Source organism: Rhizobium sp. BK112 (assembly GCF_014193215.1).
Lineage (GTDB): Bacteria > Pseudomonadota > Alphaproteobacteria > Rhizobiales > Rhizobiaceae > Rhizobium > Rhizobium anhuiense.
This window is the reverse complement of record NZ_JACHYZ010000020.1, coordinates 39,875-64,602: the sequence shown is the minus strand read 5'-3', so window position 1 is coordinate 64,602 and position 24,728 is coordinate 39,875. Positions and strand designations below refer to the sequence as shown.

Annotated in this window: 14 protein-coding genes and 1 pseudogene; 8 read left to right on the top strand and 7 right to left on the bottom strand. The window is 60.3% G+C overall.

Going from position 1 to position 24,728, the window contains the following annotated elements:
* Positions 1-27 precede the first annotated feature (27 nt).
* From FHT75_RS36325 to FHT75_RS36125, 3 genes are all read right to left on the bottom strand, one after another.
* Positions 28-2,652 carry a cadherin-like domain-containing protein gene (locus tag FHT75_RS36325; protein WP_183845564.1) on the bottom strand — a complete coding sequence of 875 codons (2,625 nt, stop codon included), beginning with the start codon at positions 2,650-2,652 and terminating at the stop codon, positions 28-30.
* A 26-nt stretch (positions 2,653-2,678) separates the two neighbouring features.
* Positions 2,679-4,412, bottom strand: coding sequence for a type I secretion system permease/ATPase (locus FHT75_RS32995; RefSeq protein ID WP_183845563.1), 1,734 nt, complete (start codon positions 4,410-4,412; stop codon positions 2,679-2,681).
* A gap of 71 nt (positions 4,413-4,483) precedes the next feature.
* A complete protein-coding gene (locus FHT75_RS36125; RefSeq protein ID WP_246713011.1) occupies positions 4,484-12,919 on the bottom strand; it encodes a peroxidase family protein in 8,436 nt (2,811 codons plus the stop codon).
* A 331-nt stretch (positions 12,920-13,250) separates the two neighbouring features.
* Between FHT75_RS36125 and FHT75_RS32975 the strand changes: the two genes are divergently transcribed.
* On the top strand, positions 13,251-14,750 hold the full coding sequence (locus tag FHT75_RS32975; RefSeq protein ID WP_246713010.1) for a sensor histidine kinase: 1,500 nt from the start codon (positions 13,251-13,253) through the stop codon (positions 14,748-14,750).
* Here the strand turns inward: FHT75_RS32975 and FHT75_RS32970 are convergent.
* From FHT75_RS32970 to FHT75_RS32955, 3 genes are all read right to left on the bottom strand, one after another.
* On the bottom strand, positions 14,743-15,429 hold the full coding sequence (locus tag FHT75_RS32970; protein WP_210299157.1) for a response regulator: 687 nt from the start codon (positions 15,427-15,429) through the stop codon (positions 14,743-14,745). The two genes, FHT75_RS32975 and FHT75_RS32970, sit on opposite strands and share 8 nt — an antisense overlap.
* Positions 15,430-15,951: 522 nt before the next feature.
* Positions 15,952-17,283 carry an ATP-binding protein gene (locus FHT75_RS32960; protein ID WP_183845561.1) on the bottom strand — a complete coding sequence of 444 codons (1,332 nt, stop codon included), beginning with the start codon at positions 17,281-17,283 and terminating at the stop codon, positions 15,952-15,954.
* Positions 17,280-17,936, bottom strand: a complete 657-nt coding sequence (locus FHT75_RS32955) for a response regulator transcription factor (protein WP_183845560.1) — start codon at positions 17,934-17,936, stop codon at positions 17,280-17,282. The genes FHT75_RS32960 and FHT75_RS32955 overlap by 4 nt, the downstream gene beginning before the upstream one ends.
* A 134-nt stretch (positions 17,937-18,070) precedes the next feature.
* On the opposite strand from FHT75_RS32955, the gene FHT75_RS32950 reads away from it, so the two are divergent.
* The 7 genes from FHT75_RS32950 to FHT75_RS32920 all read left to right on the top strand — a co-directional run bounded on the left by FHT75_RS32950 (position 18,071) and on the right by FHT75_RS32920 (position 24,479).
* Positions 18,071-18,643: a hypothetical protein gene (locus FHT75_RS32950; protein ID WP_183845559.1), complete on the top strand. Its 573-nt coding sequence runs from the start codon at positions 18,071-18,073 to the stop codon at positions 18,641-18,643.
* Positions 18,644-18,647: 4 nt separating this feature from the next.
* A complete protein-coding gene (locus FHT75_RS32945; RefSeq protein ID WP_183845558.1) occupies positions 18,648-19,310 on the top strand; it encodes an ABC transporter ATP-binding protein in 663 nt (220 codons plus the stop codon).
* The gene (locus FHT75_RS32940; protein WP_183845557.1) at positions 19,303-19,986 is read left to right on the top strand and encodes an ABC transporter ATP-binding protein; all 684 of its coding nucleotides are present in this window, start codon (positions 19,303-19,305) and stop codon (positions 19,984-19,986) included. Before FHT75_RS32945 ends, FHT75_RS32940 begins: the two co-directional genes overlap by 8 nt.
* Positions 19,968-22,622, top strand: coding sequence for an FtsX-like permease family protein (locus FHT75_RS32935; protein WP_183845556.1), 2,655 nt, complete (start codon positions 19,968-19,970; stop codon positions 22,620-22,622). Before FHT75_RS32940 ends, FHT75_RS32935 begins: the two co-directional genes overlap by 19 nt.
* An 82-nt stretch (positions 22,623-22,704) precedes the next feature.
* Complete coding sequence (locus FHT75_RS32930) at positions 22,705-22,956, top strand: DUF1344 domain-containing protein (RefSeq protein ID WP_183845555.1); 252 nt, start codon at positions 22,705-22,707, stop codon at positions 22,954-22,956.
* A gap of 228 nt (positions 22,957-23,184) precedes the next feature.
* The gene (locus tag FHT75_RS32925; protein ID WP_183845554.1) at positions 23,185-23,574 is read left to right on the top strand and encodes a hypothetical protein; all 390 of its coding nucleotides are present in this window, start codon (positions 23,185-23,187) and stop codon (positions 23,572-23,574) included.
* Positions 23,575-23,639: 65 nt separating this feature from the next.
* Positions 23,640-24,479, top strand: a complete 840-nt coding sequence (locus tag FHT75_RS32920; RefSeq protein WP_183845553.1) for a hypothetical protein — start codon at positions 23,640-23,642, stop codon at positions 24,477-24,479.
* 66 nt (positions 24,480-24,545) lie between these two features.
* On the opposite strand, the pseudogene FHT75_RS32915 reads toward FHT75_RS32920, so the two are convergent.
* Positions 24,546-24,641 (bottom strand): annotated as a pseudogene (locus FHT75_RS32915) (DDE-type integrase/transposase/recombinase); the annotation flags it as partial.
* Positions 24,642-24,728 lie beyond the last annotated feature (87 nt).

Below are 24,728 nucleotides of genomic sequence, written 5' to 3'. Positions count from 1 at the left end.
TATGCTCTGTGGTCTTCGGGCTCGTGCTCAAGCCCGATCCATTTGATACGCGGCAATATCGAGAGCAGCCAGAATGAAGTCCTGCTCCGTCAGGTCGTGATGGCCGTGCAGCAGGATTTCGATATCGTCGTCGCGCTCGAAATCGATGACGGCGCGCACGACAGTCTGCTCGCTTTCCTCGAAGGCCTGATGGTAGAAGGTTATGCGGCCGGGTTGGGGCGTGGCCTCCTCGGAGCTGAACCCTGCGAAGACAAGCGCTCCTCGCTCGTTTGCGATGCTGGAAAAATCGATACGGTCACCGACTTCGAAGTCTCGGATCTCGTCACGCTCGTTGCCGGAAATGGAGGAAGCACGAAAGACGAAAACATCGCCGCCGTCGCCGCCTGTAAGGATGCTGACTGCAGCACCGTCTACGAGTATGTCATCGCCGCTGCCGCCGGTCGTAGCCTCGAAGCTGACGATGACGTCCTCTCCTATTTCCTCACCCGACGCCCGGCCGCGCTCAAGATCGATGACAACGCCGCGTGTCGTGGCTGAGGCGTCGTAGGTGTCCAGGCCTTCGCCCCCCTGGTAGACGTCATTGCCATCGGATGATCCGTCTGCGGCGACAAGGACAACAACGCTGTCGTCACCACTGCCGCCGTCGATACGATCGTCGTCTTGACCGCCGGCGAGGATATCGTCCCCGGCGCGCCCTTCGAGCCGGTCGTCGCCATTGCCGCCATACAAGATGTCAGATCCGCTGCGGCCTGACAGGCGATCATTGCCGTCGCCGCCGTAGACCGTCTCGAAGCCTTTGATGATGTCGCAACCGATTTCTTCGCCTTCGGCGTAGCCCTCTTCAAGATCGGCCAGCACGGCCTGAAGCAGAGCGGTGAGATCGAGGCAATCTTCACCGTCGCCGCCTTCATAAACATCGTCGCCGTCATCGGGATTTCGATCCGGCCGCGCAACCATGACCACGGTATCATCGCCGTCGCCGCCCGAGACGACGTCTTTGCCATCGCCTGCGGTCAAGCGGTCGTTGCCCCCGCCGCCTTCGATCGCATTTGCGTGATCGTCGCCTGTGATGGTGTCATCGCAGGCGGTACCGATGACGTTCTCGAAGCCCTCCAGCCTGTCGGACCCGATATCGGCGCCGGTGGCCGTACCGGCTGCGAGATCGATCACGACGGCTTGAAGCGCCGCAGTGGCGTTAAGCGTGTCGATTCCGTCGCCGCCCGAATAGACGTCATTACCGTCGGATGAGGGTCTTTCGGCCTGACGGGCTTCCTCGCCGACCAAGCCCATGAGAACAGCATCGTCGCCTGCGCCGGCATCGACGGTGTCGTTGTGGCCGCCGCCGGCCAGGGAATCGTCCCCGGCTCCGCCATCGAGAAGATCGATGCCGCTTTCGCCGAGGAGGGTATCATCGCCGTCCTCGCCGAACAGCCGATCGTCGCCGCTGCCTCCGGACAGCAGGTCGTTTCCCGCTCCGCCGATCAGGCTGTCATTGCCCTGTTCGCCAAAGAGGGCGTCATCGGAGCTTCCACCGAAAAGCGTGTCGTTGCCGCGTCCGCCGAAGAGTTGGTCGCGGCCGTCTTCCCCAGACAGGAGATCATCGCCGTCGCCGCCGAACAGCGTATCGTTGCCCGCGCCCCCGAAGATGATGTCATTCTCTTCGCGCCCGTAGACGAAATCATTGCCACCGCGGGCAAGGACGACGTCCTGCCAGGGCGTACCAAGCAAGCGATCGTCGCCGTCGGTGCCCTCGATCTCGCGCGGCGGTGGTTTAAGCAGGTCAAGAACGGATTGCGTGTAGATGCCACTCTTTCCGTCGCTCACGTGGTAGGTGAAGGTGACTTGGCCGAGCGCTCCGCGGTCGGGCGTATAGAGCCAGCCGTTGGCACCATATCTCTGAACCGAGCCGCTGGAGGCGACAAGGTTGGTGATGGAGAGGACGTCGCCGTCCGGGTCGTAGACTTTCGCCAGAAGGTCATCGAGCATGATCAACGTCGATAAATTCATCAGACCGTGCGCAAGGACATTGCTGCCCAACGATATCGGAGCCCGATTGGCGCGTGGGTCATCCTCGTCAGCAAGGGCATCCCGCCCCGCTCCGGTTTTGTCGAAGCCGTTGCGCCCGCCGGGATCTACGGGCCTGCTGCGACTGCTTTGGCCACCTTGGAGAGTTGTCGGTTTCCAGGGGGGAAAGACAAATTTGTCGCCGCTGATATCTATGCGTCCGTCATTGTCGTTACTGCTCGACGCACGGACGCTCCGATCCCTGAAAACAGGTTCCACCGGTAACCGGTCTGCTGCATCGAAGCCGACGCGCACGGAGGCGACGCGTCGAACAGGCGGAATGCCAGCAGTCGTCATCGACAATTCCTCCGTCAACTGGCGAAGGAATGCCGTGACGTCCTCGATCACGTTGAGACCGGCAGTGATCTGGTTGGCGGGTTCGGGATGGGGATCTTGCGCGGCATGCGATTGATCGGGCGCAGCGGGCTCCTGTTTGCTGAGGGCGACGCCGATCGCTCCGAAGAGAAGGGCGGGCAGGAAAACGAATCTCCTGCTCCGTCCCTCCTGCTCCGTCGTGCGGAATTTATTCGCTGGCGCGATGCTAGCCTGGCCGTCATCAGGCAATCCCAGAACCAGTTTCTCCTCCATGGCGAACTCCTTTCGCGAAGCTCGGCCTATTCGGCCGGCATCGCCCTGAGGTTTGGCGTTGCGGTCTTGTCGACAACGAGCGGACGCATCTTGGTCGGTTGGACAATCTCGTCCTTGGGCCCGAAGGCAACCAGCCGACCGTTCTGAACAAGCCCGACCATGTCGACGGCCTGCAGCGCACTCGGCCGGTGAGCGACGATGACGACGATGCCGCCCCGCTCGCGCACTTTGGCGATCACCCGTGTCAAGGCCTCTTCGCCCTCAGCGTCGAGGTTGGAGTTGGGTTCGTCGAGCACGATGAGGAAGGGGTCTCCGTAGAGTGCGCGGGCGAGAGCGATGCGCTGGCGCTGGCCCGCCGAAAGTGCTGTCCCATGCGGTCCGAGTTCGGTCTGGTAGCCGTCGCGCAAATGGACGATCATCTCGTGGATGCCGGCATTCTTGGCGGCTCGGATGATCTTGCGCGCATCGGGGATCTCGGCGAAACGCGAGATGTTGTCGGCAATCGTCCCGTCCATCAGGGCTACGTCCTGTGGCAGATATCCGACATGCTGATGGAAGAAGCTTTCCGTCCACTGCCCGAGGTCTGCGCCATCGATTCTGACGGAGCCGCGCAGGACAGGCCAAATGCCGAGCATGGAGCGCGCAAGCGTTGTCTTGCCGCCGCCTGAAGGGCCGATGAGACCAAGAGCCTGCCCAGCATTGAGTCGAAGGCTGACTTCACTGAGAAGGACAGCGCCCGTGGTCGGCGCGACAGTGGTTATGTTGTCGATCGTCAGGCTCTCGTGCGGTGTTGGCAGCTCGACGTGACGGCTCGTGTCGTTAAGGACGGCCAGGGTCTCTGTCAGGCGATTGTGGCTGCGCCGGGCGCCGACAACACTCTTCCAGTGGGCGATTGCCTGGTCGACCGGAGCAAGTGCGCGCGCCGTGACAATCGAGGAGGCAATGATTGAGCCGGCGGAGAGGTCGCCGCGAATGGCAAGATAGGCACCAAGCCCCAGGATTGCCGATTGCAGCATCATGCGCATCACTTTCGATAGGCCGGAGAGCGTGCCGCCGATGTCTGAGGTCGTGGTCTGGCATTCGAGATGGCGGCGGTTGGCCGTCTCGAAGCGCTCGACGGCGCGTTGGGTGATGCCCATGGCATGCAGGACTTCACTGTTGCGCGCATTCGAATCGACAATCGAATTCCGCGCAACGGAGGCCTTCACCATCGACTGTGAATGGCGGCGCGTAAGTACTTCGGCGATGATTGTCAGAAGCGCCAGCACGGCTGCGCCGCCGACCGTCATCATGCCAAGCATCGGATGAAGCAACCAGACGAAAATCAGATAGAGCGGCATCCACGGCAGATCGAAGAGAGCAATCGGACCCTGACTTGCAAGGAAGCCGCGCAGCGTGTCGACGTCCCGGCCACGTTCCATCGCTTCGGATGTCGAGTAGCCGTAGCGCGGCATCTCGATGACAACCTTATGGGCCAGCGGCGAAAGTTCGACATCAAGACGAGCGCCGAGCCGGATCAGAATCTGGGAACGAATGATGTCGAAAAAGCCCTGGAAGAGGTAGAGCCCGATCGCCAGGATCGATAGGGCGACGAGTGTCGAAATACTGCCGCTGGTCAACGCCCTGTCGTAGATTTGCATCATGTAGAAGGCGCCGGTCAGCGCCAGAATGTTGATGATGCCGGAAAGACCGAAGAGGTAGATGAAAATCCCACGAAAACCACCGATCTTGTATCGCGGCGCATTGTTCTTTTTGGTCATGTGATGCCCTCCCTGCTTTGAATCTGATCCCCGCCAGGCTCACCCGGCGGGGATACTTCGCGGCCGGGACGTCAGGAGACGCCCTGGAAGTCGCTCGCGGTCAGGTTATGCTTGCCCACAAGCGTCAGTTCGAAATCGGCATCCGTGTTGGCATCGACATTGCCGTGGATGACAGTCACCTGTTCTCCGTCTTGCACTTCGTGGGTGACGACAATCTGGCCCGCCGCTGTCAAGGCAGTTCCCGCCGCAAGCACGAAGCCCTGAGAACCGGCCGCGGTGCTGTTGGCATCGATCGACGAGAAGTTGATCTTGTCGCCCGGCTGGAAGCCATAGATTTTGTCTCCATCGGCGGCTGCGACCGAATTGAAGCGGAACACATCGTTGCCGAGGCCGCCATCCATGATGTTAACCGCCACCGTGGCGGTGACGACGTCATGGCCTGAGCCGCCGACGAAGTTCTCGAAGCCGTGGACGATATCCGTTCCGGTGTTGCCGCCGGAAACCTGCCCGCGCTGCATGAAGCCGTTCCCGAGGTCCACGGTCAGGTTGCCGGAAGCGGCGGAGTAGTCGAGCGTATCCGCCCCGTCGCCGCCCCAATACTGATCGGAGCCATCATTGGCTGTTGCAAGGATGGTATCGTTGCCCGCGCCACCCCAGACCTGGTCGTCGCCTGTACCGTCTTCGATGAAATCGTCGCCGGCTTCACCGTGGATCAGGTCCTTTCCGGCACCGCCGAAGAGCATGTCGCCACCTGCGCCACCATGGAGTTCGTCATCGCCTTCCCCACCGTTGACGCTGTCTTCCCCGTTGCCGCCCGTGATGACATCATTTCCATCCTCGCCACGGAGGATATCGTCACCGGCGTCGCCGACCAGAATGTCGCCGGCCGCACCACCGAGGATGATGTCGTCGGAGGTCGTGCCGAGCAACGCATCGGCAGCGGCCGTGCCGACTACCGTTCGCGCCGCAACTGGCAGCGAAGCGCCGCCCTCGCCAGCATCGTCCTCGTCATCATCAGGAGAGTCGCCGTCATCATCGACGCTTCCAGCATCATCGTCATCGTCGTCATCCTGGCCTCCTTGGGTTTGATCCGAGTGATCCTCGCTTTCCCTGACGAAAGTGACGGTATGGCCGTTCCTGGTCATGGTGGTCACGCCGTTCGCGTCCGTCGTCGTTTCGTAATCGGCGGCGGTTGCGCCGTCGGGGAGTTCGATCACATCCTGGGCACGCAATGTACCAATGATGGTGTCGTGACCGCCGTTCGAACGGAAGACGATGCGGTGCGCAGATTTCAGCGAGGAGATATCGACGCTGTCGTCGCCCGAAGAACCATCGATCGTGATGGTGTTAAAGCTAAGGCTCGTACCGGAGAAGTCGCCGACGATGCTGAAGGTATCTGCGCCGGCCGGTCCCGTCGATCCCGTCGGCTCGACGCCGTTGATGCGGATCTCCTCGATCTCGGACAGCTCAGCGACGATGATATCCGACCCGCCGGTTGACTGACGCCGGATCACGATTTCGGTATCGCCCCGCAGGACGAGGGTCGGCATCGCCTCCAGAGCTGCCGCTCTGGTATAGATCGTGAAGGCTTCGGTGCCGGCGTTGCCGTTTACGACAAAGGTGTCACCCGTTGTCCCTTCCGTTCCGCCATTGACGATATCGCGTCCGTCGCCGGCACCTGCGCCGGCATTCCAGATGATCGTATCGTCGCCGCCGCCAGCGAGGATGACGTCGTTGCCGGTTCCACCGTCGAAGTTCGTGCCGTTATTGTCGCCGACGAGAATATCGGCGGTTGTGCTGTCGTTGCCGCTGACCGTCCCGTCGGTGTCGCGCACGACGGTGACATTGGCGGTGTCAGTCTGCGGCCCATCGGCGGCTGTGTAGACGAAAGAGCCTCCGGATGTCACGTCGTCGGTAATCGTCACGGAGCCCGGATTTGTCACGAGTGACGTTGCCAGGCCGACATTGCTGCTAAGGGCAGTGATATCGGGAGCGTCCCCGGTATCGTTCGCGAGGAACGCCCATTCGCCGACCGCGAATGCCTGGCCGGCGGCAATGTTGGTCACCACCCGGTCGTTGTTGGCGTTCATAGCATCATTGACGGCGATCACAGCGATGGTGGCAGTGGATGTGTTGCTCTCCGAAATGCCATCGTTGACCGTCACCTGGACCACCCGAGGCGTGACATCCGGATTCTGCGATGTGTTCATATATCTGACGGCTTGCAGCGCCGTCAGGTAGGCAGCCGTCGAGGCGGCGCCGGTCAGGTTCAGCGTCAGCACGCCACCGGCATTGCTCACGCTCGACGTGATGCCGGTCCCGGCAAGCCCGCTAACCGTCAACACATCGCCCGGCTTGGCGTTGGTAAGCACGATCTTCGCCGATGCAAGTGCCGTTCCGTCGCCGTCGGTGATGGCCGGCAGTGAAGAGATCGCGATCGCGGCGCCATCTTCGGTATAGCTTCTCGCGAAGTTGTTGCCGTCGGATGCCGGTTTGGTAAAGGCGATATTCACGTTGTCGATGTAGAAATTCTCGCCGTTTTCCCAATCCCCCTCGGCGCGGAAGCGGATCGCGCAGTGAGCACCGATTTGCGCCGGGCTTAGTTGCGCCGAGAAGCTGAAGCTGCCGTCCTGGTCAGCGCCACCCAGCGTGTCGAGCACATCCCAGCTGGTGCCGTTGAATGCTTCGACAACGACGTTTTCTCCGTCGTCGAGCTCATCGTCCTGATAGTCGAAGCTCAGGATAGCCGTCGAAACACCCGTCAGATTGACCGATCTGGTGATGGACTCATTGCCGGTGATGTTCTGGTCGAATCTCAGGCGACCGCCATTGATTTCGATGTCGCCGCCGGTGGGGCTCCCGCCATCATTGGTTTCCGTCCAGCTGGTGGTCCATGCGGTCGTGCCGGCGGTGTCGTTGCCCGTGTAGCTCTGGGTGGCGAACTGCTCGAGATAGTTTCCGGCGTCGGCTGCGTGGAGATCCAGTGTTGGCGCAAGGGAAGTCTCGGGATTGACGTCGGTAAGCTGAATTGTGAACTGCCGTTGGGCGACAAGCGTTGCCTGGTCCACATCCGTATAGGTGTTGACCATGATCTCGTAGGCGTGGTCCGGATTCGTCGGGTCCTCGTAGTTGAGATAGGCCGTCCCGCCGTTCTTGACCCGCAATTGCTGCACGCCATTGGCATCCGTGAAAATTTCGAAGCGTCCGCCGGCATCCTGACCAGGAGCTATGGCGTGTGTGAGTCGAACGATGTCGCCATCGGTGACACCCGTGCCGCCAAGCCCCAGCGGATCATAGTCCATGCTGAAGGGGATAGGACCGATGACGATGCCGGTGGCCGTGTTTTCGGCAATGACGAACGGCGCCGTGACGTTGTCGGTGCCGACCGACGCGATACGTTCGGTAATGCCGTCATTGTCCTTGAACACAGCGACCGCGCGCAGCACGTGCGCCGGATCGACAGGTCGGACAGTATAGGTCAGCCCGGTGGTGATCGTTACCCAGCCGCCATCGTTGCCGGCTTCCGTCGTCTGCCATTCGAAGGTCAGGCCGACCGGATTGCCGTTCGCATCGAGTGTCAGACCGTCCTCATCGGCCACGCCGGTCAGCTTGGCCGTCAGGACTTGGCCGACGATCGGCGTGACGAACGTGCCGAACATGGTCGGATCCTGGATGGTGACCGTCCCGGTCGCAGGCGTGTTCGGACTGCTCCCGATATCAAGGGTCGCGTCGGCGAACTGAAGCCGCTCGACGTTCACCAGTCTGTCGGTGTCGTCGGTCAACGCACCGCGGCTGACGGTCAGCGCACCCGGACGGCCCGGCGCGGCAACTGTGCCGTCGTCGAGATCGCGTACGGTGATGAAGCCGTCGCCATTCAGATCGCGAATCCAGTCCGTGCTAGCATTGCCGTTGGCATCGGCACCTTCGCGTCTAAGGGCGACGCCCGTCACCGTGTCGTACACGATGCGGGTACCTTCGATTTCATATTCGAGGTTGCCGCCCTGGAAGAGAACCGTGTCCACATTGTTCTCGGGCGTCTCGTCGTACTTGATTTCGCGGACGATCTGCAACTGGCCGGGATTGAGCGTCCCGTCGAGCATCAAGGCGTTGAGCGGCCGTCCGCCATAGAGGACCGTTGTTGTCGCATTGCCGTTGGCATCGACCGCAAACACCTGAGATGTCAGGCTCTCGGCCGTGCCAAGAACTGGTCCTCCCGTCTTGGTCTGCGTGATTGCGATTCTGACGTTAAGCCAGGCGTCGCCATCGATGACATCGAAGCCGCCGCGGCCCTGGATCAGGTCGTTGCCATCGCCTCCCAGGAGAATATTGCCATTCTTGAAGCTGGTAATGACGGCGCTGGAGCTGCCATTCAAGAGGTCGTTCAACCCATTGATGCGCTGAACGCCGGCAGCGTCCAGGGTGTGGTCGACGAAGAGTTCGACCGGGGTCGAGTCGGGGCTGGATGAACCGCCGCTGTGGCCGCGATCGTCGCCCCGCAGGATGTCGTCGTGGACCCAGCCAGAGGCTGCTTCCACCTGGTCGAAGCGGTCGCGCAGGATGTCAGTCGGAATGGTCGTAAAGATCGGGATCTGGAAGTCGTAGTTCGCTCCGAGAGGATCGAACTTGGCGATGCCCCAGTCGAAACCGAACATGCCCTCGAAGCGCTGGATGCCGGGGCCGGAAAGCATAATGTCGTCGCCGGATTCGGAGTCGTAGTCCTGATCGTTCCCCTGGCCCCAGAGCACGTCGTGACCGATGATCGGGCTGTTGAAGAAAAGCTCGGAGTTTTCGCCGGCGATCGTGTCGAAGCCTTCGCCGCCTTCGATCCAGTCGTCGCCTTCGCCACCGAGCAGGAAGTCCTTGCCGGTACCGCCGAGGATGAAGTCATCGCCGTCGCCGCCGAACGCTTCCTTGTCGTCCTGGCCGACAATGAGGAAATCCTTGCCTTGATCACCGAAGATGAGGTCAAGACCCGTGCCGGCGCTGATGACGTCATTGCCCTTGTTGCCGCGCAGCACGTCATCACCGAAGGGATCTTCGATGATGTCGTCTCCGTCGCCACCGAAGACGTCATCGGATTCCATTCCGGCATTCAGGTAGTCGTTGCCGCCGTCGCCCCAGAGCGTGTCGATGCCCTTGTCGCCGTACAGCTTGTCATTGCCTTCTGTGCCGCCTAGCACGACATGTTCGCCGCCGCTGAATTTGAGCACGCCGCCGTCAGCCTGGCCGTCGTTATCGACATCCGTGCCAGGGGCGACGCGATAGACCTTCGGGTCGATCGCCTGCAGGAAGGCATCGTCGTGGATGGGATCTTTCGAAAGCGGATCGGCCGAATTGTAGTCTTCCTGCATAATGTTCGAGTCGAGCTCGAGGATCATATCCGGCGTGGTGAATAGCGCGCCGTTCAGATGCGTTGAATTGGCGGCGCCAAGGTCGGTATTGCGCATGACCAGATCGGTGATGCTGTTGGGTTCAAGCTGATTGAGCAGATTGAGGCCCTGGGTACGGCTCAGATAGTAGAGCCGGTCGCCGTTCTGCAGATGCTCCATCTGGTATTCGAAGACGAAATTGAAGGTGGAGCCGAGCATGCCGCCGAACTCGTTCAGCTCCTCGGCCAGACCACCGATCCAGAGGTCGACGTCGTTCAGGCCGCCGAGGCCGCCGAGGTCTTTCGGATTGGTTGGGTTGACCGTGGCGGCATAGGCGCCGCGACCGTTCAGGAAGTCGAGCCGGTCGCCGGGCACTGTATGCGTCGTGCTGGTGCCGAGCACGATTGCCATTGCGGCTGCCCGCTTCCCTTCGACCGTGGATTCTGCTGCGATCAACGGGTGCGTGCCATAGGCGGCGATGAAATTCACGATCGAGATGGGATGCTTGAGATGCTGTGCGAAGTCCGTCCAGCTCGTATAGGGTTTGAGATCGGCGAGGCCGAAATCCTCGTAAAGCTGGTAACGGGTTTCATTGAGAGACGGCACGCCTGTATCACGGCCGCGTGCGATGTTGAGTGCCGCCAGGTCAAGAGGCAGGCCCAGCAGATTGCTGCGGACGTCCGACACAATGAACTCGTCCATCTCGTTGCCCACATCGCGCGTCAAACCGCGGATGAGGTTTCCGGTCGCCTCCTCCAGATCGGCGCCGCTATCGATGAAGCCTTGCGGATTGAGAAATGCGTTGATCAGCGTCAGCTGGTCGCCATCGTCGACCGTTGTCAGATCGTTCTCGAGCCGGTCTACAGTACCTGTCAGCATCGAGTGGCCGAAGCGATAGACTACGTGGGCGAACTCAGCCACGATCGAGGGATCGACGTCGGCTGTGTTGGTGAAGACGAAAGCATCGACATTGGGCTGCATGCGGCGGGCGAATTCCTCGAAGACCAGATGTTGGTATTGCATCTCGGTCACGAAGCGCGCGGCCTGGAACAGACGCTCGCCATCCCAGAAGAGGCCGGTGGGGCTCGTGGGAATGGGGTCGTTTGCGCCGATGTCGACGAGCAGCCACTCGTTGATGAAAGCGCGGTCACCACTGGCAAGGATCGTTTCCTTGTTGGCCTCCACCAGCCGGTTGTGTTCGGAGTGGAAGATCGTATGCACCGCCGTCAGGCCGATATTTTCATTTCCGCGCCCGTCACCGGTAATGAAGTGCTTGTCGAGCAACTCATTGTCGAAGCTGTTGGCCGTACCCAATCCGAGTTGAACGTTGTCGATCAGCACCTGGCCGCTGCCGCCGTGAATGAACTCGATACGGAGTTCCTTGCCGGCATTGGCGGCCGAAACGGCGCCGGTGTTCAATGTCACGGGAGCCCACTGACCGTCAGCAGGTGTCGGGAGTGTGGCCGTGGCAAGGACCGTTCCGTCAGTCGCCACAAGACGCGCCGTGCCTCCGCCGAAATTCGTGTCCAGCCTGTCGCCGACATTGAACGTCATCTGGTAGACGCTGCCCTGTTGCAGGGACACACCGGTGTTGCGAACGAGGGTTGCGGCATTGTCGAGAAAGACGACATTGCCGCCGGAATGCCCGGCCGCGCCGATGGCGGCTGCCGTCGGGGCATAAACGCCGCCAAATCCGGTGATATCCCATCCCTGCGGATCGATGAACGCGTAATTTCCAAGGACCGCATCGGCGATCACGTCGGGGCCGGATGTCATGGAATCCGCTTCAAAGCTGCCGTTGGACAGCGCAATCGCGTTCGACAGTCCGACCGTCGCATCGCTGTCAGCCGTCTTGAAGGCGCCTGTCTGCGAGTTCACGGGGTTTGCGGCATGGGCTATGTCGTCGAGGAACGCATGACCGGTCTTCAGGGCACCGTCGGTGGTGATACCTGCCGCCGTGCCTTCCTTGAACCAGGTCGTCGCATGGGTGCTGTCCGGCGCCATGACGAGCTGCGCGAAGCCATTTGGGCCCGGAATGAAATTGCCATACTGATCCGTTTTCAGCAGCGGCACGTTGACGACGTCCGTATCCCGCAATCGGATGCCGAGCATATCAAGGGCTTGAGCCTTGACCTCGCCCCAGTTGGCAATGGCGCCGTTCAGCGATCCAGTGGTTGTGCTTCCGTCGAGTAGATGGCCGGTTGACACGACAATTGCACCGACACTATCGCCGGGGATATCAACCCTGGCATATTCACGCAGGAATACCTGATGCGACGCATGGGAGGTATAAGTCTGGTTTTGGTCGACGAAGGACGTGGTCGTGTTGGTGTGCTGCGGCACGCCGTTGGCGTCGACCGTCGGGTTGGCACGCGTCAGCACCATGAAATTGGCATTGCCACCCGGGACGTAGAGCGGATCGTCGGGCTGCAGCGGAATGAAGACCGTGCCGTTGTTGGACTTGGTGACAAGGTCAAGACCATGATCGAAGAACTGACCGAAGAAGGTCATGAAGGCATTGAAGCCGGGTGAAAGGCCGATGTCGGGAGACTGGTTGGGTATTTCCGCCAGATCCGCGTTTGTCAGTTCGACATCATTGACGTCGACGGCCGCGCCTGGAGCCACCGGATTCTTACCGGGATTCCTTTCGAGCCATGCTTCGACCGAGAGAGGATTGGCAAACCAGGCCGTAATAGCCGCCGGATTGCTAACGCTCATATCGACGATCAGATTGCTGATAATGCGGGGATCCGCGTCAGCAACGTTGCCCGAATGGCCACCATTTGCGCCGGTCGGGGTGCCAATAACACCATAATTGGTGTTGTTGACGACCGGCCCGCCCGGAGGGCCCAACGGCATGGTATCGCCATCGGCGTCATTGCGGAAAATCGGGTCGGTCAGCCGGGGAAATGGGTTATCCGCAGCGCCGAATTCGGCTTGGCCAGCGAGCAGGTTGTTGTCCTGTCCATCCACTGTGCGAAGGCCCGCAGGCAGCAGCGCCGCGTCCGTCGCTGAAATCCCGTAGGCGTCCTGAATGGCCTGCACCAGCGACGTTCCGCTTGCGTGCTTCTCCGCGATCTGAATCTGCTTGAGAATGTATTCGAGGTCAGCCTTATTGACGGTAAAACTCGTAGCCATGTTCGTCCCTCCCCAGAGCCATGCCAGACCACTAATGTGTCAGGCGGTGAATCGACCGCTATTGCGGGTACTGGCGGACATGATGTCCCTGAGGCAAGGGGGCTGGTAGATGAGAAAGTCTGATCAAAAGAGGCACCAAAGTCGGCGACAGGATGGTGACCTTAGTCTCGGAAGATTCAGACCAAAGTCGCTGCGGCCGTCATGTAATCCCCGAGATCGCCAGGCCGCGGTAACCTCAATTCGTCAAACCTTGTCGAATTGCGCGATTTCAGTTGGCGAAAAGAACATTCGGCAATACGAATATAAGCGACAAATGACCATCGGGTGGGGAATGGCAAGCGTCGATCAGGAAATCGAGGGCGAAAGCCACGGAGTACGGTCGTCCGAGACGCTCGTAAAAACGCTGAGCAAGCTCTTTCGGCGGTCCAGGCTGGAAGTGCAATTCATCATCATCGCTTCGATGGTCGTGCTCGTGCTGATGTTTGCCCTGGGATTGTGGACGACAAGAAGCATCGAGAAAGCCATCCTCAAAGGCGCCGGAACTGTTGATGCCGGTTATCTGCAGGCATTCATTGGTCCGCTGATTACACAGGAGAACATCAAGAACCGCCAGGTAAGTCCCGAGTTACGCACAAAGCTCGCCGAACTCCTCAAAAGCGGACCTCTGAGCGAGCACGTCAAGGAGATCAAGATCTGGAATGCCGATGGCAGTCTCTTCTATTCGGCGTCCGACAGAACGGTCGGAGACGAACTCAGCATGCCGGACTTGGAGCGGGCGATAGCGGGCGAGATAATGGTATCTCGCGCGCACACGACGAAGAGCCAAAATCCAGAAGAGAAATTCGGGGCCGAATACATCGAGGTATATGCCCCGCTAGTCCATGACGACGCCGGAAGTACGATCCTAGTCACCGAATTTTACGAGCGCCCAAACTATCTGTTGAATGAGATTTCGGTTGCGTGGCGGGCCACGATGGCGATCGTGCTGTTGGTGGCAGTGCCGATGCTCGGCCTGCTCTATCTCATCGTGCGCAGCGGCAGTCTTCTGATTGACCGCCAACATGCAGCGATTCTCGCCAATCTCCGGCATGCACTGGAGCTGTCGAGACAAAACAAGCGCCTCAGGTTCGCCGCGGAAGATGCGAGACTTGAAGCAGGCCGGCTGAACGAGAAAATTCTCGACCAGATCGGCAGCGACCTGCATGACGGTCCGATCCAGATTCTCACGCTGATCAAACTTCGCTTGAGCGATATGCCGGTGCAGGGCGAAAGCCTGCCGGACAAGGTCGTCATCGGGCGAGATGGGTTCGCCAAGCTCCTTCAGCATGTCACCGGAGTGCTCGACGAAATAAGGAACATTTCTTCGGGTCTCGTCCTTCCCGAACTTGATGGTCTGTCGCTCAACGAAGTCGTTTCGCTTGCCGTTCAACGGCATGCTGACCTGACCGGCCAACAGGTCGAGGTGGAGTGCGATTTTGCCCCGGATCGAATTCGGGTGCATCTGGCTATCTGCGTTTACCGCTTCGCACAAGAAGCTCTGATAAACGCGCACCGTCATGCTCCCGCAAACAGTTTGAGCCTGCATTACGGCGCCAGACGCGGCCGGTTTTTCATTGCCGTGAGGGATGTCGGGCTCGCCCCGGCACAGTCACACCCCGAGTCAGAGCGCGTTCGGCTGGGCAAGCTGACGCAAAGGCGCCGTATTCGCTCGTTCGGAGGAAAGATGCGCACCATTCATCGCGGCAACGGAACTCTCGTCCTGGCCGTGCTGCCGCTTGATCAGAATGATCATCTCGCAGCGCCTCAAACCGCACTTCCAGAGTTCAATTGAGATTTCCCGGAAGACCGTTCCCAGTCGCAGGCCCGGACAGCATATTTAGCTTTTGGGCGGCCAGTACGACTTCAAGCCGATTTCGCGCGTCGAGCTTTTGCATCAGCACCGTCATGTAGTGCTTGACGGTCTTTTCGCTGATGTCGAGGCTCGCGGCGATTTCACGGTTCGTGCTGCCCCGCATGAGGTGACGGATTATTTGCTCCTCACGGGTGCTGAGCCTGGTGACTCTTTCTGTCTTGTGTCGCAGTTCCGCAGTCTTCATCGACATGATCACCTTGGTCGCAAAGCCAGGCGTGATGAACGTGCCGCCAGCGTGTACCGTTTTTATGGCCTGATGAAGATCGGAAGCGGAGCATCCTTTTAGTACGTAGCCGGCGACCCCGAGATTGAGCACGTGGATAGCCGTTTCGATACTGGATGTCGCAGTGAAAACCAGGATGCGGGTTCGCGGATAATCGTGGGCCAGGATCTGAATCGCGGCGATCGCGTCGCCCGGCATGCTCAAATCCACCACAACAACATCCGGATCGAGTTCCGAGACAATCTTCAGGGCGTCAACTGCGTTTTCTCCCTGCCCAACAATGTTCAGATCAGATTTCCCAGAGTATAAGCTCACTAACCCTTCAAGAAGGATAGGGTGATCGTCAATAAACGCGACGGAAACCGAAATACTCATTTTATTAACCCCTCAGATTAAGGATATATTAAAGTTCTATTTGTGCAAGCGCTCCTCGAAATTGCCAGGCAACAATTTTAGGGGATGCTTAACAGCGCTGAAGGCATCGTTGCGGGATGCGCTGGGCGTGCGCCGTCGGTCTCGGGCTTGAAATCGCCGTGAATCGTGGGTTCGACGTCGCGGCTCTGTCGTTCATGGGGCTGAACATCGGATGGCATTCCCCCACGCAGATGGTGTTTCCGACGCACGATCCGGACTCGCAAGAGAGCCTAGGCTTCTTTCGTAACCAGTTGACAGGGCAGAGGGTCTCACCTGTGTACGAGTGCTTCTGATAGCCACCGGCGGGCGCACCGCCATATTTTGATGCCGATAATAGCGCGCCGATATCGGAACTTGCTTTGTCCATGGCCGTTTTCGACCATGATTTGCAAGAGAATGCCTCCATCCCGGTGCTGGATGATTTTGACTTGATCGGAAACGACTACTTGTCCATTGGCGATGACGGCACCTGGCATCAAACACCTAGGCCTTCATTGAGGCCATTCGTACAATGAGGCATGCGACAAGGCCAGGCCCGTCCTCGCGCATGGCAAGTGCGAGGCGCGCTCCTTGTCTTTCGGCTGCCGCCTTTGCGATCGACAGCCCCAAGCCGCTCCCCTCGCTATCCTGGGGCCTTGCCCTGAAGAATCGTTCAAAGACGCGGGGCATCTCTTCTTCCGCGATGCCGGGGCCGGTGTCGCGGATTTCGATCCGTGCTTCTTGCCCGGCGGCAACCACCGAGACGTCGACGGTCCCGGTCGGTGGCGTGTACCGCACCGCGTTCTCGACCAGATTGTCCAGGATGACCTCGAAATCGGCTAGCGAACCGATCGTGATAGCCCTGTCCAGGCACGTGATGCCCAGGTCAATCCGCCGGCTCTCCGCGAGCGGGGTCAGGCGCGCAACAGTGTCGAGTGCAAGCTGGACGAGATCGATCGGTTGCGACGCGGGCGCGATCTCGTGAGCGTCGTAGCGCGCTAGGCGCAAGAGTTTGCTTACAAGGCTCGTGGCCCTGCCGATTCCGGCTTCGAGCTCGGTCAAACGCCGGGAAAATCGGCCATCCCGATCGTCGTGCCGAAGGTTGTCGATTTGAATTTGCAGCGCCGACAGCGGCGTACGCAATTCATGGGCTGCATCCGAGATGAACTGCCTCTGTCTCTCCAGCAATGCGCGAAGCCGGGCGAGCAGTAGGTTGATTGAATTTACGAAAGGAATGATTTCAGCGGGCACGTCGTCGGTCGGAACAGGGCTGTCGACTGTCGTGTCTCTGGAGGCAACCGCGACGGCCAATCGATTGAGTCGAGCCATGATCCGATCGATGATCCAACTCAATGTGAGCAATGACAATGGAATCAGAACAATAATTGGAAGTGCCGCTTGGAGCGCTGCACTGGTCGCCAGCTCCTGCCGGACGCTCATATCCTGGGAAACCTGAACCGTTCGATATGACGCGATCAGCGTATAGACGCGCCAGTTGTCGCTGCCGGTCGAAATGTCGACAAACCCGGTCGCGTGTTGCTGAGGAATAGCAACGGCGGGATGCGAAAGTCGCAACGGCTTGCCGGCCGCATCCCAGACCTGGATGACGAAATCGTCCTCGGGATCGTGTGGCGCACCGCTATCAGCGTCTGTTTCTGGCGATGAACGGGCATCCCCGACATAGAGCGCGATCTGCCGCAACTGATTGTCGAGGAAGTCGGATGCCTCGTTCCTGACGAGGAAGTACGATGTTGTCGCCGCGCAGACGCCGATGGTCGCCATTAACCCGGCGAGCCATTTGAAAGCCGTGCGTCGGATCGAAATCGTGCGTTTCACTTGGGGACCATCCAGCCGGCCCCTCGGACGTTGCGTATGATGTCCTTGTCGAACTTGCGTCGCACGTAATGGATGAGCACATCGATAGCGTTGCTTTCTACCTCCTCACCCCAACCGTAGAGCCTTTCCTCAAGCTGGGTGCGGGAAAGAATGGTTCCGGGACGCTCCAGCAATGCCTGAAGCAGCGCAAATTCGCGCGCTGGCAATACTTCGCCACACCCACGATATTTCACCTCATGGCTAGATAGATCGAGCTCGATCTCGCTCGTGTAGAGGATTGAAACCGCTTGACCGCCATGTCGGCGCAAGACCGCGCGCATGCGCGCGAGCAGTTCTTTGACCTCGAACGGCTTCACCAGATAGTCGTCGGCCCCGAGGTCGAGCCCCGCGACCCGATCGTCGAGCCCATCACGGGCAGTGATGACCAGGATCGGCCTCTTGTCGCCGACCGTCCGCAGCGAGCGCAGGATTTCCAGGCCCGAACGGCCGGGTAGGCCGAGGTCGAGCAACACAATACCATGCCCGCCAACAGCAACGGCTTCGGCGCCGAGTTGCCCGTCGCGCACCCAGTCCACTGCCATTCCGGCATCATCAAGGGCTTGCACGAGAGCCCGGCCAAGCATGACATCATCTTCGATCACAAGAACACGCATGCTTCAAAGTAACCTAAACGGATTCCCCTGCACAGATTTTGGTGCAGGCCGACTCCATAGCGGCTGATCATCTAAGACCCTCCTAATTCTGCAGGCGTCACATGCCTTCTCAAGTCCGTAGAGGAGCGCCAATCATGACTGTCCGCTATCGAATATCCGCCGCATTAGCCGTGCTGCTCACGGTGTTATCCGGCGCGTTTGCTTCCGCTGTGGCGCAGGAGAAACTTGTTGCGCCTGAGACGAACCCACCGGGTGACATTCCGGACAATCAGGTCTTCATTACCTACAACTCTCCTGATGGATTTGACCTGAAGGTGCCTGAGGGATGGTCACGGACCACGATCGACCATGGCGTTCGATTCGTCGATAAATACGATGAGATAGATGTCACCATTGGTACTGCGCGTGCTGCTCCAACGGTTTCTTCAGCCAAGGCCCACGAGATCCCGGACCTCAAGGCAGCCGGGCACGCCGTCAAAGTCGCCGCGATCAAGGATGTGAAGCTCGCGGCCGGACCGGCTATCCGCATCAGCTATGTATCGAATTCCGCGCCCAATCCGGTCACAAATAGGCAGATCAGGCTCGAACACGAGCGCTTCATTCTCTTCAAGAACGGCAAGATGGTCACCCTTGATCTTGCCGCTCCGGCGGGTGCTGACAACGTAGACCAGTGGCAACTGATCTCCAACTCCTTGCAGTGGAGGTGAGTTCATGTCCGCTCTGGAGGCGACCGAGCTTTACCGCTTCTTTCATGCCGGCGACGACGAAGTTGTGGCTCTGCGCGGGGTTGCCCTCATCCTCAATGCAGGAGAATTCACTGCATTGAGAGGCCCCTCCGGCAGCGGGAAATCGACGCTGCTTGCTTGTCTTGCCGGGCTCGATGAGCCGGACGGTGGCGTCGTGTCTGTCCTGGGCGAGCGGGTGACCCGACGCCCCGAACCGGAGCGGGCTCGCCTTAGGGCCCGTCATTTTGGCATGCTCATGCAGTCCGGCAATCTGTTCGACCATCTGACGGTGCGGGCCAACATTCGTCTCCAGATGGAGATTTCCGGCCACGGCAGACCGGATGAAATCGACGGCCTTGTCGGCGGATTGGGCCTTGACGGCCTCGCCGACGCATTACCTTCCTACCTTTCAGGCGGTGAGGCTGCGCGCGCTGGCCTGGCCGTGGCGCTCGCGGCAAAACCGGCAATCCTACTCTGCGATGAGCCGACCGCCGAAGTCGATGCAGCGACAGAACAGCTCGTCATTGATCGTCTCGTCGAAAATTGCCGGAGCGGCGCCGCCGTTCTGATCGTCACCCACAGCCCCACGCTCGCCGCAAGGGCCGATCGCATTATCGATATCCGTGATGGAGGTATCGTGCATGGCTAAGACTTTGGCGGTGGCCACGGATCTGTGGCGCAGCTTCCAGCGTGAGCGGGGCGTCGTGGCGGCCGTTCAAGGCTGCTCCTTCAAGATTTGCACCGGCGAAACCATTGCCATCATGGGACCTTCAGGCTGCGGAAAGACGACGCTTTTGAACCTGATCGCGGGGCTGGATGTGCCAAGCTCAGGACAATTGGAATGGCCTGGGCTCGGTTCGTCCGACACATTGCGCCCCGAGCGGATCGGCGTCGTCTTCCAATCTGCAAACCTGATACCCGCGCTCACCGCCATCGAGAATGTCGCGCTGCCGGTCCTTCTCGGTAACGGCTCCGACGCCGAGGAACGCGCCCTGACAGCACTTGCCACTTTCGGCGTCGAAGCGCTGGCGGCAAAGTTGCCGGAGCAACTCTCCGGCGGCCAGGCCGAGCGGATCGCTGTAGCCCGAGCCATTGTGACTAACCCGGAATTGGTTGTCGCTGACGAGCCGACAGGCCAGCTCGACCTGGCTGGCGCTTCGATATTGGTTGATCGGCTCCTCGCCTGGGGTCAGCAGACGGGAAGCGCCATCATCATCGCGACGCATGATGAGCGTATCGCTGCAAAGATGAGCCGCATCTGGTGGATGCGTCACGGCAAATTCGAAAGCATGGTTGAGAGGTCGGCATGTACAGGCGCTGGCTGATCGGACTTATCCGAACGCGTTCCGGCCGCTTGGTCGGCACCGTCGGCGGTGTGGCGCTGACAGTCGCCTTCATCGCATGCCTGGGCACGTTTTTGCAATCGAGTGCGACTGAGATGACAGCACGATCGGTTGCGCAGGTCCCCGTCGACTGGCAGGTTCAACCGCTACCGGGGACGGATCATAGTGCGGTTGGGGTTGCAATCCGCTCCGCCGCGCCGGTAACCGGCCTGCAGTCGATCGGTTATGCCGACGTACCTGGTTTTGAGGCGAACACGGGAGGCACCGTGCAGACCACGGGTGGCGGCACGGTACTTGGCATCGGACCAGGCTATTTCGACCAATTCCCGGCACAGGTTCGACGGCTCGTAGGATCGGTCGACGGCGTCCTGATAGCGCAGCAGACTGCCGCCAACCTGCATGTCGCTGTGGGGGATCAGGTCATCATCCACCGCCACCAAGCGCCTGATATCAGCGTGACGATCGCCGGCATCGTCGATTTGCCGAACGCCGACGCGATGTTTCAGGCGATAGGTGTCCCGGCAGGCGCCGCACCACAAGCCCCGCCCGACAACGTTCTGCTGTTGCCGATGTCTCAGTGGCAGCAGGTGTTCGAGCAGCAAGGCGCCAGCCGGTCCGAGACCGTTCGGACCGAGTTCCACGTCAAGCTCGATCATCACCATTTGCCCTCCGACCCGCTCACTGCGAGCACCTGGGCAACCGAGCGCGGCCACAATTTCGAGGCTCGTGTCGCCGGAACCGCGCTGCTTGCAAACAACATAGCGGCCCGATTGGGGGCGGTGCGCGAGGATGCCCTCTATGCACGGTTGGTTTTCTTGTTCCTCGGCGCCCCTGGAGCCATCCTCGCCATGCTGCTTGCGGTTGCCGTAGCCGGAGCCGGGCGGGACAGGCGACGCCGCGATCAGGCGTTGCTGCGCCTGCGGGGAGCAACGGTCGATACAGTTCTTCGCCTGGCTGCCGCTGAAGCGGCGGCTGCGGGTGTCGGCGGTGCGATCCTCGGGATTCTCCTTGCTGCTCTTGCCGCGAATTTCATCCTCGGGGTGGCGCTCTTGCGCGGCGCAGCGGTTCCTTTGCTCAGCGCGGTGGCGGTGGCCGGGATCGCGCTTTCGCTCGCAGCGATCCTGATCCCCGCCTGGCGCGACGCCCGCGGCTCGACCATTGCGGCCGCCCGGCGGCCAATCGACATTGATCTGGCACCGCTCTGGGCCCGCTTCTATCTTGATCTGGCCCTGCTGACGCTCGCTGTGGCGCTCTACTGGCGTTCAGCAGCGAGCGGATATCAGGTCATTCTCGCGCCAGAGGGCGTGGCGGCGGCGGCCGTCGACTACACTGCCTTCCTCGCCCCTGTGCTGCTATGGATCGGCCTGGCGCTATTGGCCATGCGGCTCGTCCGGGCCGCGTTGCGGCAAGGCCGGTCGGTGATCGCCAAGGGCTTGCGACCTGTCGCCGGACGTCTCGCGGATGTGGTGGCCGCGACATTTGGACGGCAAGGCCGGCGACTGACTGCTGGCATCGGGTTGGCCGCGCTGGCTTTTGCCTTCGCCGCGTCGACCGCGATTTTCAACGCAACCTATGAGGCTCAGGCACGGATTGACGCTGAACTCACCAACGGGGCCGATGTCACCGTCACGGGCACATCCGCTGCGCCTGCCTCCCAGGCACTCGACCGTCTTTCGAAGCTGTCGGGCGTGTTGTCCGCCCAACCGATGCAGCATCGATATGTTTACGTTGGAACCGACCTTCAGGATCTCTACGGCATCGATCCGACGCGCATCGGGACAGCCACGGCGATGTCCGACGCCTATTTCGCCAATGGCGACGCCAGGGCGACACTTGCCGATCTCGCGCGAACGCCCGATGGCGTGCTGGTCTCTCAGGAAACCGTGAACGACTATCAGCTCAGCCGCCGCGACAGCATCAATCTTCGCCTGCAAAACGCAACCGATCACCAATACCACATCGTCCGCTTTCACATTGTCGGCGTGGTGCGCGAATTCCCGACTGCGCCCAAGGATTCGTTTCTGGTCGCCAACGCCGCTTACATCGCCGAGCAGACCGGTTCCGCAGCAAGCGAGATCGTCCTCCTCCGTTCGAGCGGCGATCCTGCCCGCGTCGCTCTGGCCGCCCGAAACGCGACTGCGAGCCTACCTGGACTCAAGGTCAGCCAGATCGGCGATGCCGTCGCCCTGATCGGGTCGAGCCTCACCGCGGTTGATCTCGCCGGTCTAACGCGGCTTGAGCTGATTTTCGCGCTGGTCATGCTTGCCGCTTCGGGTGGGCTGGTGCTTGGCCTCGGGTTTGCCGATCGCGAACACTCCTTCGCGGTCCTCGTCGCTCTCGGAGCCCAGCCACGGCAACTCGGCGCCTTCGTCTGGAGCGAAGCGGCATTGGTCACCGGCAGCGGCATGCTCCTGGGTCTCACCGCGGGCATGCTGATCGCCTATGTGCTCGTCAAGCTGCTGACCGGCGTGTTCGACCCGCCGCCCGAAGTGCTTTCGGTGCCGTGGTTCTACCTCGCCGCTCTCATCGTCGCGGCGGCGGGCGCCGCTTTGCTGGCCGCGACGGGTGAGGCACGGCGCAATCGGACACACGTCGCCGAGAAGCTCAGAGGTGAATGAAGGCGGGCGTTACCTGACAAGTCCATGCTGCCGTTGTTAAAGTTTGCAGAGATGGGGCTGAAACCGTGAAAGGAGAACGAGAATGAAAACGCAAATGATCATGGCCGCGATGCTGGTGCTGGCGCCGATCAGTGCCGCATTCGCTGCCCAGACATCCGGTACGATCACCGCAATCAGCAAGGATGCGGATACGATCACGCTGTCGGACGGCAAGACTTACGTGTTGCCCGAAGGGATCGAAGACACCAAACTCCGCGTCGGCCAGAAGGTCCAGCTAACTTACGCGGACAAGGGGGGTAAGGTGGTTGTCTCCCATCTGGTTCCACAGAAATGAAATTGCGGCGGCCGGTGCCACTACCTGCCGCCGCTTTCGCGCGCGTCCAGTGCCACGCCGACATCCGCTCTAATTCTCAGCTAATTGAACCCGCGTAATCACGGTGGGCGAACCGATCGTCAACGGGAGAGCAGCGAGCGTATCGCGCTGCCGCGCGGGCGGGCCATTCAACCGGCGAACGGAAGTGATGCCGTCCTTGCATCGCCAGAATTTAGGGGAAATCCGCTAATGAGACAGATTTTTCTTGCCATCGCGCTCATTGCTGTTCCGGTGGCGGCCTTCACGAGTTTTGAACTTTACGCCAGTACCGCACCCGCCAAAACGGCGAGCCTCGGCGATCTGTCGCCATTTAAGACGATCATAGCTGATGTCCAGACCCTCGCTTCCAAAGGCGACCTCGCCAGCGCTGCAAAACGCATCACCGACTATGAAACGGCGTGGGACCAGGCCGAGACCGCGATCCGTCCGCTAAACCAGAATGACTGGAACAATATAGACGCCGCCTCTGACGCGGCGCTGAAGGCACTGCGTCAATCCCCTCCGTCGGCTGACAAAGTCAGTAAAGCGCTCGCCGCTCTCATGGCGGTTCTCAACAATCCGGCTCAGCCTGCTCAATAGGCGGGCGGCTGCTCGCCCCCGAACTGCCCTCCGAGACGTTCAGCGCCCATGCAAGGATACTCGCTATGTCTGCACCGACCACCAAAGCTGCTGTTTACAATCGCGTTCCCCGCGTCACGGCGGATTTCTGGCTCATTAAACTAATGGCTGTCACCATGGGTGAAACGGCGGCCGACTATCTCAATGTGCAGATGGGTTTGGGCCTGACGGCGACGTCGCTGATCATGTCCGCAATCCTGGCGGTCGCATTGGGCTGGCAGTTTGCGCAGAAGAAATATGTTCCCGCCGCCTACTGGCTTTCCGTGGTGCTGATCAGCATCGTTGGCACGTTGATTACAGACAATCTGGTCGACAACTTCCATGTGCCGCTGCTGGCTACGACGACTGCTTTCTCGATCGCCCTGGCGATGACTTTCCTGGTGTGGTTCCAGACCGAGCGGACTCTTTCGATCCACTCCATATTCACCGGGCGGCGCGAGGCTTTCTATTGGCTCGCCATTCTGTTCACCTTCGCGCTCGGCACGGCCGCCGGCGATCTGGTGGCCGAAGAATTCGCGCTGGGATACCTGGCTACCGGCGTCCTGTTCGGCATGATCATCATCTCGCTTGCCATCGGCTTCTTCTTCTTGGGTCTCGATCCGATACTTGGCTTTTGGCTGGTCTACATTCTGACAAGGCCTCTGGGTGCTTCGTTCGGCGACCTGATGTCTCAGCCCGCACAATATGGCGGCCTCGGTTTCGGCACGATCATAACGAGTGCAATCTTCCTCGCCGCGATCGTAACGATCGTAGCCTTCATGAGCGTGCGGCATGAAGGCGAGGAGCTGGCTGCGATAGATGAGGATGACAAATTCGCAAAGTCCAGCCGAAGCCAGCGGCTAACGGTTGCCGAAGAAGAGCTCTGAAGCGAACTGTGGCCTTGGGAGCAGCGCTCTTCATGGCTGGCGTTGTCGGAGCCGAATTTCATGTCGTCCGTTCAAAGCTTTGCCGAGAAAGCGCTTGGCCGACTTGGCATTGCGCGTCGGAGACAGATAGAAATCAATCGTGTTGCCGAATTTGTCGACGGCCGTAGGACGGTCCGGCTATGGCCCAACCGCGGCTTAAACTGTAGAAGAGTATTGCGGCGGCGTTATCGTCCGCTTGAGTGCCGCGGA